The sequence below is a fragment of the Pseudoxanthomonas suwonensis genome, assembly GCF_010093235.1.
GTDB classification, from domain to species: Bacteria; Pseudomonadota; Gammaproteobacteria; order Xanthomonadales; family Xanthomonadaceae; genus Pseudoxanthomonas; species Pseudoxanthomonas suwonensis.
Genome location: NZ_PDWP01000016.1, coordinates 25,185 through 39,592, shown reverse-complemented (window position 1 = coordinate 39,592; position 14,408 = coordinate 25,185). Strand labels below are relative to the sequence as shown.

The following is a 14,408-nucleotide window of genomic DNA, read 5'->3' as shown; positions in this document are numbered from 1 at the left end:
GTAACGGCATCGTCCCGGCGCGGGTGTCGCCGGTGACGGCTGAAACGATCCACTGCCGCACCGGCGGGCCGGCGCAAGGCCGGCCCATCCATTGCGCAAGCTCAGGGCGCGGGCGCGCCCAGGGTCAGCTCCACCGTGCCTTCGGCCGGCAGGCGCACGCGCACCGGGGCCGATTCCACGTCGCCTTCGCCGCGGTTGGCGCTGCCGGCGGCGGAGATCCGCGCCAGCACTTCGACCTCGTCCATCGTCGACAGCTTCTGGGTCGGCATCGGGCTGTCGCGGTCGTCCAGCACCACTTCCAGCGGCAGGTCGCGCACGCGGTGGCGTTCGACCGCCACCGGCATCGGCGGGCCGTCGGGCACGCGCGCCAGCACGAACACCGCGGCCTCGCCGTCCAGGCGTGCGCGTTCGGCGAAGGCGGGATCCAGCGCGACCCTCACCTTCAGGCCCTGGCCGGGCGCCACCGCGGCCGGCGCGTCCAGCGGCGGCAGGCCGGCATCGGCACGGGCGGCGTCGATCTGTACCCGCAGGCTGCGCGCGGTGGCCTCGTCGACCCCGGACAGCAGCGATTCCCAGGTGCGCGCGGCCTCGGCGGCCTGGCCGGCCTGGCGCTGGGCGACGCCGATGAACCAGCCGGCGCGGGCATGGTCGGGGCGGAGCTGGCGTGCGCGCTGCAGCCAGGCCATGGACTGTTCGTCGAGCAGGCGCTGCGGATGCGCAAGGGCGCGGGCCTCGGCGGCGTCGACCAGCAGGTCGGGCTCGTCCGGCGCCAGCTGCAGCGCGCGCGCGTAGGCGTCGCGGGCGCCGTCGTGGTTGCCGAGGGTGGAATAGGAACGGGCCAGCAGCGCCCAGCCTTCGGGCTGGTCGGGATTGCGTTCCAGCTCGGCGGCCAGCTGGGCCACGGCCTCTTCCAGGCTTGCCGGCTCGGCGATGTTCGCGCTCGGATCGCGCAGCGCCTCGGGCGTACCGACCATCAGGTAAAGGGCGAAGGGGCCGGCGCACAGGGCCGCCACGCCGGCGACGATCGCGCCGCGGCGGGCCAGCGGCAGCAGGACCCAGGTCGAGACCGCCAGCACCACGCATAGGGCCAGCAGGCCGAACAGCAGGACAGGGGTGCTCACCATTCCTGCTCCGAGGTGTCGTCGTCGCGCTCCGGGGCGACCTGTGCACGGCGGCGCACGATGGTCCACACCACCGCCGCGCCGCCCAGCAGGACCAGGCCCGGACCGAACCACAGCAGCCAGGTGTGGCGGTCCACGGCGGCCGGTACAGCACGAACTCGCCGTAGCGCTCGACCAGGTGCTGGCGGATCTGCGCGTCGCTGCGGCCCTGGCGCATCAGCGCCAGCACCTCGCGGCGCATGTCATGGGCGATCTGTGCGTTGGAATCGGCCAGCGACTGGTTCTGGCACATCACGCAGCGCAGTTCGGCGGTGAGGGCGCGGAAGCGCGCCTCCTCGGCGGCGTCGCTGAAGGCCAGCGGGGCCGGATCGCCGGCCACCTGGGCCAGCGCCAGCGGCGCATGCGCCGCGGCCAGCAGGGCGGCCAGCAGCAGGCGCCAGGCGCGGGCGCGCACGGTGGTGCTCATTTCGTCCGCTCCACCTGTTCCAGCGCCGGCAGCAGGCGCTCGGCCACGACCTCCTCGGTCAGCGGGCCGGTGTGCTTCCAGCGCACCACGCCGGCGCCGTCGACCAGGAAGGTCTCCGGTGCGCCGGCCACGCCCCAGTCCAGCGCGTAGCGGCCCTCGTAGTCGGCCAGGACCACGAAGAACGGGTTGCCGAACTGTTCCAGCCAGCGCAGCGCGTCGTCCGGCTCGTCCTTCCAGTTGTAGCCGACCACGCGCACGCGGCGGGTCTCGGCGAACCGGGTCAGCACCGGGTGCTCCTCGCGGCAGGCCGCGCACCAGCTGCCCCAGACGTTCAGCACGTAGGGCGCGCCGCGCAGCTCGGCCGAACCGATCCGCCCCGACGGGTCGTGCAGCATCGGCAGCACGAATTCCGGCGCGGGCTTGCCGATCAGGGCCGAGGGCAGCACGTCGCGGTCGGCATCGCCGGAACGCATCACCCCGTGCAGCATCAGGCCCAGCAGGCCGACGAAGAACAGGGCGCCGATCACCACGGCGACCACCGGCAGGCCCTGCGGTTTCTGCGGAGTGTTCATGCGGTCTTCTCCTTGCTCACGCGGCGGAAGCGGCGGTCGCCGGCGGCCACCAGGCCGCCCAGCGCCATCAGCGCCGCACCGCCCCAGATCCAGCGGACGAATGGCTTGATGTGCACGCGCACCGCCCAGGCACCATCGCCCAGCGACTCGCCCAGGGCGACGTAGACGTCGGCGGTCACGCCGGGACGGATGCCAGCTTCGGTCATCACCTGGCCGCCGCTGGCGTAGGCGCGTTTCTCCGGATGCAGCAGGGCCAGCGCACGGCCGTCGCGCAGGACCTGCACGTGTCCGCGGTCGGCCAGGTAGTTCGGGCCCTGCAGCTGGTCCACGCCCTGGAACAGGAAGGCATGACGGCCGACCTCCAGGGTCTGGCCCGGCTTGAGTGCCACTTCGCGCTGCACGTTCTGCGCCTCCACCAGCAGGGCGCCGACCACGAACACGGCCAAGCCCAGGTGGGCCAGGACCATGCCCCACATCTCTGCGGTCAGGCGGCCGCTGTTGCGCAGCCGCGCCCACACGAAGCGCAGCGTGCCCAGCCCGACCCAGGCCGCGCCGGCGACGCCGAGCGCGGTCTTCCACGCGCCCTGCGGCGCGGTGAAGTAGGCGGCCACCCCGGCGCCCAGGGCCACGCCCAGCCACGGCAGCAGCGCGGCGGCCAGCTTCGACGGCTGCTCGCGCTGCCAGCGCGCCAGCGGGCCCAGCGGCACCAGCGCCAGCAGCGGCGCCATCAGCACGAAGAACAGCAGGCTGAAGTAGGGCGGGCCGACCGAGATCTTGCCCAGGTCCAGGGCATCGGCCAGCAGCGGGTAAAGCGTGCCCAGCAGGATCATCGCGCAGGCGCTGGCCAGCAGCAGGTTGTTGAGCAGCAGCAGGGTCTCGCGCGAGACCGGCTGGAAGCCGGCGCCCGGGTCCAGGCGCCCGGCGCGCAGCGCGTACAGCAGCAGCGAGCCGCCGATCACCAGGCCCAGGAATACCAGGATGAACAGGCCGCGCGACGGATCGGCGGCGAAGGCGTGCACGCTGGTCAGCACGCCCGAGCGCACCAGGAAGGTTCCCATCAGCGACAGCGAGAACGCGGCGATGGCCAGCAGCAGGGTCCAGCCGGGGAAGCTGCCGCGCTTCTCGGTCACGGCCTGGGAGTGGATCAGGGCTGCGCCCACGAGCCATGGCATGAATGCCGCGTTCTCCACCGGATCCCAGAACCACCAGCCGCCCCAGCCCAGTTCGTAGTAGGCCCACCAGCTGCCCAGGGCGATGCCCACGGTCAGGAAGGCCCAGGCCACGTTGGTCCACGGCCGCACCCAGCGCAGCCAGCGCGCATCGATGTGGCCGTCCAGCAGCGCGGCGATGGCGAAGGCGAACGGCACCGAGAACCCCGCCCAGCCGACGTACTGCATCGGCGGGTGGATGATCATCCCCGGGTCCTGCAGCAGCGGATTGAGGTCGCGCCCTTCCATCGCCGCCGGCAACAGGCGCTCGAACGGGTTGGAGGTGAAGATCAGGAAGGCGAGGAAGCCGCAGCCGACGATGCCCAGCACGCCCAGCACCCGCGCCACCACCGCCTGCGGCAGGTTGCCCGAGAGGGCGGCCACCAGCGCGTTCCACACGCACAGCACCAGCACCCACAGCAGCAGCGAGCCCTCGTGCGAGCCCCATACCGCGGTGTAGCGGTAGACCATCGGCAGCAGCGAGTTGGAGTTGGTGGCGACGTAGCGGACCGAGAAGTCCTGCGACACGAAGGCCCAGGTCAGCAGGGCGAAGGCGCCGCCGACCAGCGCCAGCATCGCGTAGCTGGCCGGGCGGGCCAAGGCCATCAGCCGCGGATCGTTGCGGTGGGCCCCGGCCAGCGGCAACAGCGCCTGCACGGCGGAGACCAGCAACGCCAGGGCCATCAGCACCTGGCCCAGTTCAGGCAGCATGGTTGCCTCCTGCGGCATGACAGGAAGCATGCGTCCCCCGGATGGACGACCTGGCGCGGGCCAGGACCATCACTGCTGTTCGGTCCCGGGCGCCGGCACCTGCACCTCGTGCTTCTGGTGCGCCACGCCCATCTTGTCGGCCACTTCCTTGGGCATGTAGGTCTCGTCGTGCTTGGCCAGCACGTTCTCGGCCACGAACACGCCGCCTTCCATGCGCCCGGTGGCGACCACCGCCTGGCCCTCGCGGAACAGGTCGGGGAGGATGCCGGTGTAGCGCACTGGCAGCTGCGCGTCGCCATCGGTCACGCGGAAACTGGCCTCCATCGAGCCGGCGGGGCGCTCGAACGAGCCTTTCTCGACCATGCCGCCGAGGCGGAAGCGGGCGCGTTCGCCGGCCTCCCCGCGCAGCACTTCGGCCGGGGTATAGAGGTAGGCGACATTGCGCTGCAGGGCCATGGCGACCAGGGCGGTGGCCAGGCCGGAAGCCAGTACCAGGACCAGCACCAGCAGCAGCCGGCGGCGGCGTTGCGGATTCATCGGGTCAACTCCACGTCCGCGGCGGAGCGCCCGGACGGTTTGCGGTCGCGGCGCGCGCGCAGGCGGGCGGCGCGCAGCTGGCGCCGGACCTGCAGCCGCGGCGCGAGGAAATCCCACAGGAACACGGCGGCGAACACGGCGTACGCGCCGATCACGTAGGGCAGGTAGCTCATGCGTCGCCTCCGGCCAGCTTGCGCACCCAGTCCTTGCCGGCCTCGCGGCGCAGGTTGTCGGCGCGGGCACGCGCCAGCAGCGAGCCGGCGAACCAGAACTTGGTGCCGATCACCATCCACCACAGCGGCGCCATCATGCTGGCGTCCATGCTGGACTGGCCGAACACGCGGATGGTCTGGCCCTGGTGCAGGGAATCCCACCACTCGACCGAGTAGCGGATCACCGGCAGCAGGGCGACGCCGACGATGGCCAGCAGGCCGGCGGCGCGGGCCGAGGCGCGGCGGTCGTCGCCGGCGTGGTAAAGGCCGATCACGCCCAGGTACAGGAACAGCAGGATCAGCTCGGTGGTCAGGCGCGGGTCCCAGTCCCACCAGGTGCCCCACATCGGCTTGCCCCAGATGGAGCCGGTGGCGAGGGTGATGACGGTGAAGCCGGCGCCGATCGGCGCGCAGGCCATGGCCAGGATCTCGCACAGCTTGATCCGCCAGACCAGGGCGATGGCCGCGTACAGTGCCATCAGCGCGAACACGAACATGCTCATCCAGGCCGAGGGCACGTGGATGTAGAGGATCCGGGCGCTGTCGCCCTGCTGGTAGTCGGCCGGCACGTGGAACAGGGCCAGCCACGCGCCGACGCCCAGGGTCAGCAGCGCCGCGGCCCAGAACCACGGCGCCCAGCGCGCCGCGAAGCGGTCGAAGTACGGCGGTGAGCCGAGGAGGTGGAACCAGCGGATCACCGGTTTCATGGAAAGGGTCACGTCGCTCGCGGTTGGCGCCGGCGGGTGGAAGCCTGCCGGACGGGCTCGTTCAGGGCATTTTTCCAGACTGGCCCCCATGGGCCAAGCCGGACGCATGGACAAAATGTCCACCCCGACAGCGCATCAGGCGCTGCGGGGCGGTTCGGCACGCGGACCATGCTGCGGTCCGTGGCGACATTCTGCCTTGATCAGGCGCAATGCGCCGGTTCAGCCCTGGGCGATGCGGATCGCCGCGGCCGCGGCCAGCGGCGCCAGCACCGTGCTGGCGACCAGGCCGGCGCCCATCAGCAGCAGGGCGCCGGTGGGGTCCAGGCCCTGCGCGGCGGCGGCCACGCTGCCGGCGCCGAACACCAGCACCGGCACGTAAAGGGGCAGGGCCACCAGGGCCACGAGGATGCCTGAGCGCTTCAGGCCCACGGTCAGGGCCGCGACCACCCCGCCCAGCAGGCTCAGGATCGGGGTGCCGAGCAGCAGGGTCAGCATCAGGATCGGCAGCTGCGCGCGCGGCAGGTACAGGAACTCGCCCAGCACCGGCACCACCAGCAGCAGTGGCACGGTGGTGGTCAGCCAGTGGCCGAAGGTGCGCACCGCCACCAGCCAGGGCAGCGGCACCGGCGCCAGCAGCCACTGTTCCAGCGAGCCGTCCTCGGCGTCGCCGCGGAACAGGCTGTCCAGCGACAGCAGGCCGGCCAGCAGCACCGCCACCCAGATCGCGTAGGGGGCGACGTGGTCGCGCAGGACCTCGCGCCCGCCGCCCATGGCCAGGGCGAACATCACCACCACCAGCAGGGCGAACAGGGCCGGCTGCAGGGCGTCGCCGCGGCGGCGCCAGACCAGGCGCAGGTCGCGCAGCAGCAGGGCGCGGGCGGACTGGCGCAGGCCGGGCGCGGCGCTCATGCCTGGCCTCCCAGCATCAGCATGCGCGTGCGCACCGGCGGCGCGGCGTACGCGCCGTGGGTGGTGAGCAGGGTGGCGCCGCCGTCCCGCAGGTGCGCCGAGACCATGCGGTTGACCAGGTTGATGCCTTCCAGGTCGAGGTTGGCGTACGGCTCGTCCAGCAGCCACAGCGGCGCCGGCGACAGCCACATGCGGGCCAGGGTCACGCGCTTCTTCTGCCCGGCCGACAGCTGCCGGGCGGGGGCGTCCTCGTAGCCGGCCATGCCGGTGATCTCCAGCGCGGCCTCGATCCGCTGGCCCTCGCGGCGGCCGTGCAGGCCGCACAGGAAGTCGAGGTTCTCCAGCACCGTCAGCTCGCCCTTGAGCGCCGGCAGGTGGCCCAGGTAGGCCACGGCGCGGGCGCGCAGGTCGGGGGCGGCGGGCTTGCCCTGGATCAGCACCTGGCCGGAGTCGGCGCGCAGCAGCCCGGCCAGCACCCGCAACAGGGTGGTCTTGCCGCTGCCATTGCTGCCCTGGACCAGCAGCGCCTCGCCGGCGTCCACGGCGAAATCCAGCGGGCCGAACACCGGCTCCTCGTTGCGGGCGAACGCCAGGCCGTGGGCGGCCAGCAGCGGGGCGTGGGCAGTGTCGGTCATCGCCGCGCATTGTAGCCGTGGGCGCTGGCGTGGCACTTGCCCGCACGCATTGCGTGGAGATGGCGCGTCCGGTAGCGAGCCGCCCGCCCTCTACCCACGGGAGAGGGGCAGGGGTGAGGGTCGGGATGCCTGGGTGCCCGGGTGTGGGCTGCGCCGGGGACCGGCCCTCTCCTCTGATCCCCCTCGTAGTGGGAGGGGGACGCCTACGGGGGCGGGACGACCCACTCCACGCAGGTCGTGTCGATGCCCTCCAGTCCATCCGCCGGCGGCGCGAGGTAGATCCGCTGCCTTACCGCCTCGCCAGTCCGCCAGTGCAGCACGCCCGCCTGGCCGAAGCGTCGGGCGAGGGCATCGGTGTCGGCGGTGGACAGGTCGGCGACCAGCCAGCCCGGTTCCGGCCAGTTGCCCTGGGGGTCGCTGGCGAGGGTCGGCAGGCGCCGCAGGCCGAGGGCGTCCAGTCCGGCCTGCAGGATGGCATCTGCACGGTGGTTGTCGGCGCCGGAGCGCGGCTGCGAGCCGGGGTTGGAGGCGGTGATCAAAGTCCAGCGCGCTGCGGGGAGGACGGCGTCGAGCCCCTGCGGCGCCGGCTGGCCCGGCCGGAGCAGCAGGATGCCGCCCGGACCATGGACTTCGTAGCGTGCTTCCAGATAGGCCCCCAGCAGTCCGCGGGTGGCCGGCTGCATTGCGGGAATGTGCTTATGCGCCATGGCCCATCATCCCCCGGGTCGCCTTTTCGTACACTCGCCCCTCCCGAGACCCCCGCGACGAACCACGATGCCGCTGCAGATCCCGCCGACCAAGCTGCCCCGGGTGGGCACCACCATCTTCACCGTGATGTCGCAGATGGCGGCCGAGCACGGTGCGGTCAACCTGGGCCAGGGCTTCCCCGATTTCCCTGTGCCGCAGCGGCTGGTGGACGAACTCGACCGGGCCATGCGCGAGGGCCACAACCAGTACGCGCCCATGACCGGTGCGCCGGTGCTGCGCCAGGCCATCGCTTCGAAGGCGCTGCGCTGCTACGGCGCCACGGTCGATCCGGACAGCGAGATCACCGTCACCAGCGGCGCCACCGAGGCGATCTTCAACGCCATCCACGCAGTGGTGCGCCCGGGCGAGGAAGTGATCGTGCTCGACCCGGCCTACGACTGCTATGAGCCGGCGATCGAACTGGCCGGTGCCCGCGCGGTGCACGTGCCGCTGGATCCGGCCACCTTTGCCGTGGACTGGGACCAGGTGCGCGCCGCGGTCACTCCGCGCACGCGCCTGCTGATGATCAACAGCCCGCACAACCCGTCCGGCGCGATGTTCAGCGCCGACGACATGCGCGAGCTGGCCGCGCTGCTGGACGGCACCGGCATCCTGCTGGTGTCCGACGAGGTGTACGAACACATCGTGTTCGACGGCCGCCGGCACGAGTCGGTGCTGCGCTGGCCGCAGCTGCGCGAGCGCGCCTTCGTGGTGTCCAGTTTCGGCAAGACCTACCACTGCACCGGCTGGAAGGTGGGCTATGCCATCGCCCCTCCGGCGCTGAGCGCCGAGTTCCGCAAGGTTCACCAGTACAACGTGTTCTGCACCTTCGCCCCGGCCCAGCACGCCTTCGCGGCGATGATCCGCGACGAACCGGAGCACGACGAGCAGCTGGGCGCCTTCTACCAGGCCAAGCGCGACCGCTTCCGCGAGCAGCTGCTGGGCACCCGGCTGAAGCCGCTGCCGGTGCCGGGCGGCTACTTCCAGCTGGTGGACTATTCGGAGGTCAGCGACCTGCCGGACCACGAGTTCGTGAAGTGGCTGACCATCGAGAAGGGCGTGGCCGCGATCCCGCTGTCCCCGTTCTACGAGACCCCGCCCTCCGGCCAGCGCCTCGCCCGCCTGTGCTTTGCCAAGAACGAGGCGACGCTGGATGCGGCAATCGAGCGCCTCAAAGCACTGTGATTGGTCATTCGTAATTCGTGATTCGAAGAAGCATGATCGCCGTCCGTGCCGCAGACACAAAGCACCACTCTTCCCAATCACCAATCACCAATCACCATGAACGACCTGCGCATCTCCCTCGTCCAGGGCGACACCCGCTGGCACGACCCGGAGGCCAACCGCGAGTACTACGGCGCGCTGATCGCGCCGCTGGCCGGTGCCACCGACCTGGTGGTGCTGCCGGAGACCTTCACCAGCGGCTTCTCCAACGAGGCGATCGACCGTGCCGAGGGCATGGACGGTCCGACCGTGGCCTGGATCCGCGAGCAGGCGCGCGCGCTGGACGCGGCGGTGACCGGCAGCGTGCAGCTGCGCACGGAGCAGGGCGTGTTCAACCGCCTGTTGTGGGCCACGCCCGATGGCGCGCTGGCGCATTACGACAAGCGCCACCTGTTCCGCTACGCCGGCGAGCACAAGCGCTATGCGCCGGGCCGCGAGCGCCTGACCGTGGAATGGAAGGGCTGGCGGATCAATCCGCAGGTCTGCTACGACCTGCGTTTCCCGGTGTTCTGCCGCAACCGCTACGGCGTGGAGCGGCCCGATGGACTGGATTTCGACCTGCAGGTGTTCGTGGCCAACTGGCCGGCACCGCGCGCGCATGCCTGGAAGACCCTGGCGCGGGCGCGGGCGATCGAGAACCTGTGCTACGTGGCGGCGGTCAACCGCGTTGGCCGCGACGGCAACGGCCTGGCCTACGACGGCGACAGCGCGGTGGTCGATTTCCTCGGCCATGCCCAGGTCGAAGCCCATGGCAGCGAGCAGGTGCTGACCACCACGCTGTCGGCCCCGGCCCTGGCTGCGCACCGCGAGCACTTCCCGGCGATGCTGGACGCCGATCCGTTCGAGCTGCGCGATCCTGCTCGCTGAACCGTTGCCGACGAACGGTTGCCCCGGTGCACGGCGGCGGCACGGGGGCCTGCTATATGCTCGCCGCACGATCCTTCCGGAGGCTCCCATGATCCGACGTACGCGTTCCGCTTCCCGTGTCCTGTCCGTGGCCCTGGTCCTCGGCCTGGGCGTACTGGCGCTGCCCCAGGCGCAGGCAGGCGAGGTGGACTGCAAGCTGCGCTTCAACCTGGAAGGCTGGTCGGTGTTCTACAAGACCGCCACCGGCACGGGCACGATCACCTGCGACAACGGCGCCAGCCGTGCGGTGAAGATCACCGCCAAGGGCGGCGGCCTGACCTTCGGCAAGTCGAAGATCGAGAATGGCGTGGGCGAGTTCTCCGGCGTCAACAGCATCGCCGACACCCTCGGCACCTATGCCACGGCCGAGGTCCATGCCGGCGCGGCCAAGTCCAGCAAGGCCCAGGTCATGACCAAGGGCGAGGTTTCGCTGGCCCTGGCGGGCACGGGCAAGGGCTGGGACCTGGGCGTGGCCTTCGGGAAATTCGTGATCGAGTGATTGTCGGCTGGTGATTGGTGATTCGTGATTCGTGACTGGTAAATCGGGATCCGGATCCGGCGAGGGGCTGGTTGCCTGTCTGGGCACCAGCCCTTTGTTTTGGGCGAGCCTGATAAAGGCCATGTCTGGCCTCTGGCGAGGCGCTTCGACGTGCGGTCGGTCCGCTCCACGCACTGACGCGTAGGAGCGCTGGGCCCCGCGGGCAGGTATTCGTCTGCTGGAAATGCGCCGGGACGACGTGGGAGGGATGCGCTGCCCCCTGGTGACGCGATGCCTGCGCGTGCACGGGCCCTGGCGGACAAGCGCACGCGAGTCGCGCATCAGCGGCCTTTCCAGGCTCCGGAAACGAACCTGCCCGCGCATGGCGGGCAGGTTGGGCGGCTCCGGGGAGCCGCGGGTACTTCAGCGGGGCTCAGCCCTGGCGCGGGCCGCGCGAGCCGCCGCCACCGGGACGGCCACCACCGCCCGGACGGCCGCCGCCACCGGGGCGACCACCGCCGCCGGGCCGCCCGCCAGCACGGTTGCCGGACGGGCGGTTGCCGGCGTTGCCGCGCGGGCCGCGATCCTGGCCCGGCGTGGCGTGGTCGGACGGGAAGTGCACCGCGTTGCCCGGATGGCCGTAGGGACGCGCGGCCTTGGGCGCACCCTGGCCGGCGCCTGCACCGGCGCCACCGGGGCGGCCGGCACCAGGACGGCCGCCGCCGGGCTTGCCGCCCGGACGCGGCTTGCCGCCGGGACCGGCGTTGCGATGGCCGCTGGGGCCGGTGCTGACGCCTTCCGGCACGTACCAGGTGCGGAACGCGGCCGGATGGCCATCCGGCAGCGGCTTCAGCGCGCCCTTCTGCTTGCGCTGCTTGACCGGCTTCTGCGACTGCTTGGCCGCCATCTCGCCGCTGACGGTCAGGCCACCGTGTGGCTTCTTGCCGCCGCGGCCGCCGCGACGGTCCTCGCGGACATGGTCAAAACGGCGCAGTTCGCGGCCCTCGTCGGCGGTGTTGTGGCCGTTGACGTAGGCCTGGCCACCCTGGCCGACGCGCACCGCGGTCTTGGCCGCGCGACGCTGGCCGATCACCGGCTGCAGGGGCAGGGTGGAAGGGGCGGTGTCATCGAGCTTGAGCTCCTTGCGCAGCGCCTCGACCTGCTCCTGCGGCAGCTCCTGCGACTGGCCGCGGAGCAGTTCACGCGGCAGGCTGACCTTGCCGTAGCGCACGCGCTTGAGGCGGCTGACCTGGCAGCCCTGCGATTCCCACAGGCGGCGCACTTCGCGGTTGCGGCCTTCCTTGACCACGACCTTGAACCAGTCATGGGAGTCGGTGCCGCCGATGCGCTCGATCTGGTCGAACTTCGCCGGGCCGTCCTCGAGCGCCACGCCGCGGGCGAGGCGGTCGACGACGCTGTCCGGCACGCTTTCCTGGCCTTCCGGGGCGCGCACGCGCACCACGTACTCGCGCTCGACCTCGTACGACGGATGCATCATCGCGTTGGCGATCTCGCCGTCGGTGGTCAGCAGCAGCAGGCCGGTGGTGTTGATGTCCAGCCGGCCGATGGCGATCCAGCGCGCACCCTTCAGGCGCGGCAGCGACTCGAACACGGTCGGGCGGCCTTCGGGATCCTCACGGGTGGTGACCTCGCCCTCGGGCTTGTTGTAGATGAGCACGCGGGCCGGCTCGGTCAGGGCGGAGGCGACGAAGGCCTTGCCGTCCAGTTCCACGCGGTCGCCGCTGCGGATGCTCTGGCCGACCTGCGCGACCTCGCCGTTGACCTTGACCAGGCCGTCGGCGATGCGCTGTTCCAGCGCACGGCGGGAGCCGAGTCCGGCCTGGGCGAGCACCTTGTGCAGGCGCTCCTCGATCTTCGCGGCCGGTGCGGCGTCCTCGCTGCGCTTGAGGGAGAGCTTGCCGAGGGTCTTGCGTGGGGTTGAATCAGTCATGGGTATTGCTCCGGCCATCGGTATCGTCCGGGGCCTGGGTTACGGGACCCTCGGCCGGGGCGGCTTCGGGGGAGTGGGAGGTGTCTTCGTCGGCGGACTCGCCGGCGGCCATATCGGCCGGGGCGGGCCCATCCGCGTCGCTGCCGGAACCGTCGGGCGCGGCGTCGCCGTCGTCGTCGGCACCCGCGTCGTCCTGCGGCTGCGACTCGCCGGGCTCGTTGGCGGCGAGACCGGCAGCGGCCGGGGCCGCGTCCGGATCCAGCGGCAGTTCCGGCTCCAGCTCGCCGATGTCCTTCAGTTCGGACAGGGGCGGCAGTTCGTCCAGGCGCTTGAGCCCGAAGTAGTCCAGGAACTGCTTGGTGGTGCCGTACAGGGCCGGGCGGCCCGGCACGTCGCGGTGGCCGACCACGCGGATCCACTCGCGTTCTTCCAGCGCCTGGATGATGTTGCTGCTGACCGCCACGCCGCGGACCTGCTCGATCTCGCCGCGGGTGATCGGCTGGCGGTAGGCGATCAGGGCCAGGGTCTCGAGGGTGGCGCGGGTGTAGCGGGTCTTGCGTTCGGTCCACAGGCGCGCCACCCACGGGTGGACCTCGGCCTTGACCTGGAAGCGGAAGCCGGAGGCGACCTCGACCAGCTCCACGCCGCGGTCGACGCAGGCCTCGCGCAGCTGCTCCAGGGCCGTTTCCACGGCGCCCGGCGGGACCGGCTCGTCCTCCTGGAACAGCCCGCGCAGCTGCGCCAGCGGCAGCGGCTGGTTGGCCGCCAGCAGGGCAGCCTCGACGATGCGGTTGATCAGCGCCTGGTCCATGAATCTCGCAGGGTCGGTTGAAGGGTGGGGCGGGATTACTCTTCCGCCGGGGCGGGAGCGTCGTCGCTCTCGTCGAATTCGCTATGGAATTCCAGCGGGGCGTTGGTGTTGCCGACCGCCAGCGACTTGACGTAGATCGGCGCCAGCGGAGCGTCCTGGACGATGTCCAGCAGCTGCTCCTTGGCCAGTTCCAGCAGCGACAGGAAGGTCACCAGCACGCCAAGGCGGCCTTCCTCCGGGGTGAACAGCGACTCGAAGCGGTGGAAGCGGCCGTCGTCCAGCCGCTGCAGCACTTCGCCCATGCGCTGGCGGACGCTCAGCGCCTCGCGGCGGATGGCATGGCCGCTGAACAGCTCGGCCCGGCGCAGCACGTCGTTGAGGGCCAGCAGCATCTCGCGCAGGTCCACCGGCGGCGGCAGGCGCACGGCCTGGCGGTCGGGCACGTGGGCCTGCACCGGCAGGGTGTCGCGCTCCATGCGCGGCAGGGCGTCGATGTCCTCGGCGGCCTGCTTGAAGCGTTCGTACTCCTGCAGGCGCCGTACCAGCTCGGCGCGCGGGTCGGCTTCCTCGCCTTCCTCGGTCGCCGGCCGCGGCAGCAGCATCCGCGACTTCACCTCGGCCAGGATCGCGGCCATCACCAGGTACTCGGCGGCCAGCTCGAACCGCAGGTCCTGCATGACGTTGATGTAGTCCACGTACTGCCGGGTGATCTCGGCGACGGGGATGTCCAGGATGTCCAGGTTCTGGCGGCGGATCAGGTACAGCAGCAGGTCAAGCGGGCCCTCGAAGGCGTCGAGGATGACTTCCAGCGCATCCGGCGGGATGTAGAGGTCCTGCGGGATCTGCAGCAACGGCTGCCCGTGGACCACCGCCAGCGGCATTTCCTGCTGCTGCGGGGGCGACGGCGGCGGTGTTTGCAGGGTCGCGTCTTGCGCGGGTTCGGAACTCATCTGCTCGGAAAACCATGCCCGGGTAGGGGCGCACGCAACGCCCCGGAACGGCCGGGATCGTGGTGCCACCTGCGATGGCGGACGTCGCGCGGCTGCGGGACGGGCGCCTCATAAGCACATCAATACAGGCCCAGGTCGCGCCAGGCGGCGGCCGGTGCCGGGGAGGTCGTCTGCGTGGCGGTTCGCGGTCAGCGGATCGGTCGTCGGGCGGCCGGGTATGGGGCGGGGATACCGCGCCCGGATTCCCCTGTGGGCCGGTCAGG

Annotated in this window: 14 protein-coding genes and 2 pseudogenes; 3 read left to right on the top strand and 13 right to left on the bottom strand. The window is 71.5% G+C overall.

Annotated elements, in window-relative coordinates; genetic code table 11:
- Positions 1–101: 101 nt before the first annotated feature.
- From CSC68_RS09335 to CSC68_RS09290, 10 genes and pseudogenes are all read right to left on the bottom strand, one after another.
- Positions 102–1,124, bottom strand: coding sequence for a tetratricopeptide repeat protein (locus CSC68_RS09335; RefSeq protein ID WP_162203287.1), 1,023 nt, complete (start codon positions 1,122–1,124; stop codon positions 102–104).
- Positions 1,118–1,587, bottom strand: a pseudogene (locus CSC68_RS09330) (cytochrome c-type biogenesis protein). The gene CSC68_RS09335 and the pseudogene CSC68_RS09330 overlap by 7 nt, the downstream one beginning before the upstream one ends.
- Entirely contained in the window at positions 1,584–2,159 is a 576-nt protein-coding gene (locus tag CSC68_RS09325; protein ID WP_162203286.1) for a DsbE family thiol:disulfide interchange protein, read from the bottom strand. The pseudogene CSC68_RS09330 and the gene CSC68_RS09325 overlap by 4 nt, the downstream one beginning before the upstream one ends.
- Positions 2,156–4,078, bottom strand: coding sequence for a heme lyase CcmF/NrfE family subunit (locus tag CSC68_RS09320; protein WP_162203285.1), 1,923 nt, complete (start codon positions 4,076–4,078; stop codon positions 2,156–2,158). The genes CSC68_RS09325 and CSC68_RS09320 overlap by 4 nt, the downstream gene beginning before the upstream one ends.
- A gap of 69 nt (positions 4,079–4,147) precedes the next feature.
- Positions 4,148–4,615 carry a cytochrome c maturation protein CcmE gene (ccmE, locus tag CSC68_RS09315; RefSeq protein WP_162203284.1) on the bottom strand — a complete coding sequence of 156 codons (468 nt, stop codon included), beginning with the start codon at positions 4,613–4,615 and terminating at the stop codon, positions 4,148–4,150.
- A complete protein-coding gene (gene ccmD / locus CSC68_RS09310; protein WP_162203283.1) occupies positions 4,612–4,788 on the bottom strand; it encodes a heme exporter protein CcmD in 177 nt (58 codons plus the stop codon). Before ccmD ends, ccmE begins: the two co-directional genes overlap by 4 nt.
- Positions 4,785–5,534 (bottom strand): heme ABC transporter permease, encoded by a 750-nt coding sequence (locus CSC68_RS09305; RefSeq protein ID WP_162203282.1) that lies wholly within the window; start codon positions 5,532–5,534, stop codon positions 4,785–4,787. Before CSC68_RS09305 ends, ccmD begins: the two co-directional genes overlap by 4 nt.
- Before the next feature lie 219 nt (positions 5,535–5,753).
- Positions 5,754–6,443: a heme exporter protein CcmB gene (ccmB, locus tag CSC68_RS09300; RefSeq protein WP_162203281.1), complete on the bottom strand. Its 690-nt coding sequence runs from the start codon at positions 6,441–6,443 to the stop codon at positions 5,754–5,756.
- Positions 6,440–7,078 (bottom strand): heme ABC exporter ATP-binding protein CcmA, encoded by a 639-nt coding sequence (gene ccmA / locus CSC68_RS09295; RefSeq protein WP_162203280.1) that lies wholly within the window; start codon positions 7,076–7,078, stop codon positions 6,440–6,442. The genes ccmB and ccmA overlap by 4 nt, the downstream gene beginning before the upstream one ends.
- A 203-nt stretch (positions 7,079–7,281) precedes the next feature.
- On the bottom strand, positions 7,282–7,761 hold the full coding sequence (locus tag CSC68_RS09290) for a DUF3293 domain-containing protein (protein ID WP_246193512.1): 480 nt from the start codon (positions 7,759–7,761) through the stop codon (positions 7,282–7,284).
- 91 nt (positions 7,762–7,852) lie between these two features.
- On the opposite strand from CSC68_RS09290, the gene CSC68_RS09285 reads away from it, so the two are divergent.
- The 3 genes from CSC68_RS09285 to CSC68_RS09275 all read left to right on the top strand — a co-directional run bounded on the left by CSC68_RS09285 (position 7,853) and on the right by CSC68_RS09275 (position 10,454).
- Entirely contained in the window at positions 7,853–9,010 is a 1,158-nt protein-coding gene (locus tag CSC68_RS09285) for a pyridoxal phosphate-dependent aminotransferase (protein ID WP_162203278.1), read from the top strand.
- Positions 9,011–9,106: 96 nt separating this feature from the next.
- Entirely contained in the window at positions 9,107–9,916 is an 810-nt protein-coding gene (locus CSC68_RS09280) for an amidohydrolase (protein WP_162203277.1), read from the top strand.
- A gap of 88 nt (positions 9,917–10,004) precedes the next feature.
- The gene (locus tag CSC68_RS09275) at positions 10,005–10,454 is read left to right on the top strand and encodes a hypothetical protein (protein ID WP_162203276.1); all 450 of its coding nucleotides are present in this window, start codon (positions 10,005–10,007) and stop codon (positions 10,452–10,454) included.
- 412 nt (positions 10,455–10,866) lie between these two features.
- Here CSC68_RS09275 and rluB read toward each other — a convergent pair whose 3' ends face one another.
- From rluB to CSC68_RS09260, 3 genes and pseudogenes are all read right to left on the bottom strand, one after another.
- Positions 10,867–12,384, bottom strand: coding sequence for a 23S rRNA pseudouridine(2605) synthase RluB (rluB, locus tag CSC68_RS09270; RefSeq protein ID WP_162203275.1), 1,518 nt, complete (start codon positions 12,382–12,384; stop codon positions 10,867–10,869).
- 22 nt (positions 12,385–12,406) lie between these two features.
- Positions 12,407–13,195 (bottom strand): annotated as a pseudogene (gene scpB, locus CSC68_RS09265) (SMC-Scp complex subunit ScpB); the annotation flags it as partial.
- A gap of 35 nt (positions 13,196–13,230) precedes the next feature.
- Positions 13,231–14,145 (bottom strand): segregation and condensation protein A, encoded by a 915-nt coding sequence (locus CSC68_RS09260; RefSeq protein WP_162203273.1) that lies wholly within the window; start codon positions 14,143–14,145, stop codon positions 13,231–13,233.
- Positions 14,146–14,408: the final 263 nt, after the last annotated feature.

Excerpts from the sequence above, each read along its gene's own strand:
- CSC68_RS09335 (WP_162203287.1), bottom strand. The coding sequence starts at position 1,124 with ATGGTGAGCACCCCTGTCCTGCTGTTCGGCCTGCTGGCCCTATGCGTG.
- CSC68_RS09325 (WP_162203286.1), bottom strand. The coding sequence starts at position 2,159 with ATGAACACTCCGCAGAAACCGCAGGGCCTGCCGGTGGTCGCCGTGGTG.
- CSC68_RS09320 (WP_162203285.1), bottom strand. The coding sequence starts at position 4,078 with ATGCTGCCTGAACTGGGCCAGGTGCTGATGGCCCTGGCGTTGCTGGTC.
- ccmE (WP_162203284.1), bottom strand. The coding sequence starts at position 4,615 with ATGAATCCGCAACGCCGCCGCCGGCTGCTGCTGGTGCTGGTCCTGGTA.
- ccmD (WP_162203283.1), bottom strand. The coding sequence starts at position 4,788 with ATGAGCTACCTGCCCTACGTGATCGGCGCGTACGCCGTGTTCGCCGCC.
- CSC68_RS09305 (WP_162203282.1), bottom strand. The coding sequence starts at position 5,534 with ATGAAACCGGTGATCCGCTGGTTCCACCTCCTCGGCTCACCGCCGTAC.
- ccmB (WP_162203281.1), bottom strand. The coding sequence starts at position 6,443 with ATGAGCGCCGCGCCCGGCCTGCGCCAGTCCGCCCGCGCCCTGCTGCTG.
- ccmA (WP_162203280.1), bottom strand. The coding sequence starts at position 7,078 with ATGACCGACACTGCCCACGCCCCGCTGCTGGCCGCCCACGGCCTGGCG.
- CSC68_RS09290 (WP_246193512.1), bottom strand. The coding sequence starts at position 7,761 with ATGCAGCCGGCCACCCGCGGACTGCTGGGGGCCTATCTGGAAGCACGC.
- CSC68_RS09285 (WP_162203278.1), top strand. The coding sequence starts at position 7,853 with ATGCCGCTGCAGATCCCGCCGACCAAGCTGCCCCGGGTGGGCACCACC.
- CSC68_RS09280 (WP_162203277.1), top strand. The coding sequence starts at position 9,107 with ATGAACGACCTGCGCATCTCCCTCGTCCAGGGCGACACCCGCTGGCAC.
- CSC68_RS09275 (WP_162203276.1), top strand. The coding sequence starts at position 10,005 with ATGATCCGACGTACGCGTTCCGCTTCCCGTGTCCTGTCCGTGGCCCTG.
- rluB (WP_162203275.1), bottom strand. The coding sequence starts at position 12,384 with ATGACTGATTCAACCCCACGCAAGACCCTCGGCAAGCTCTCCCTCAAG.
- CSC68_RS09260 (WP_162203273.1), bottom strand. The coding sequence starts at position 14,145 with ATGAGTTCCGAACCCGCGCAAGACGCGACCCTGCAAACACCGCCGCCG.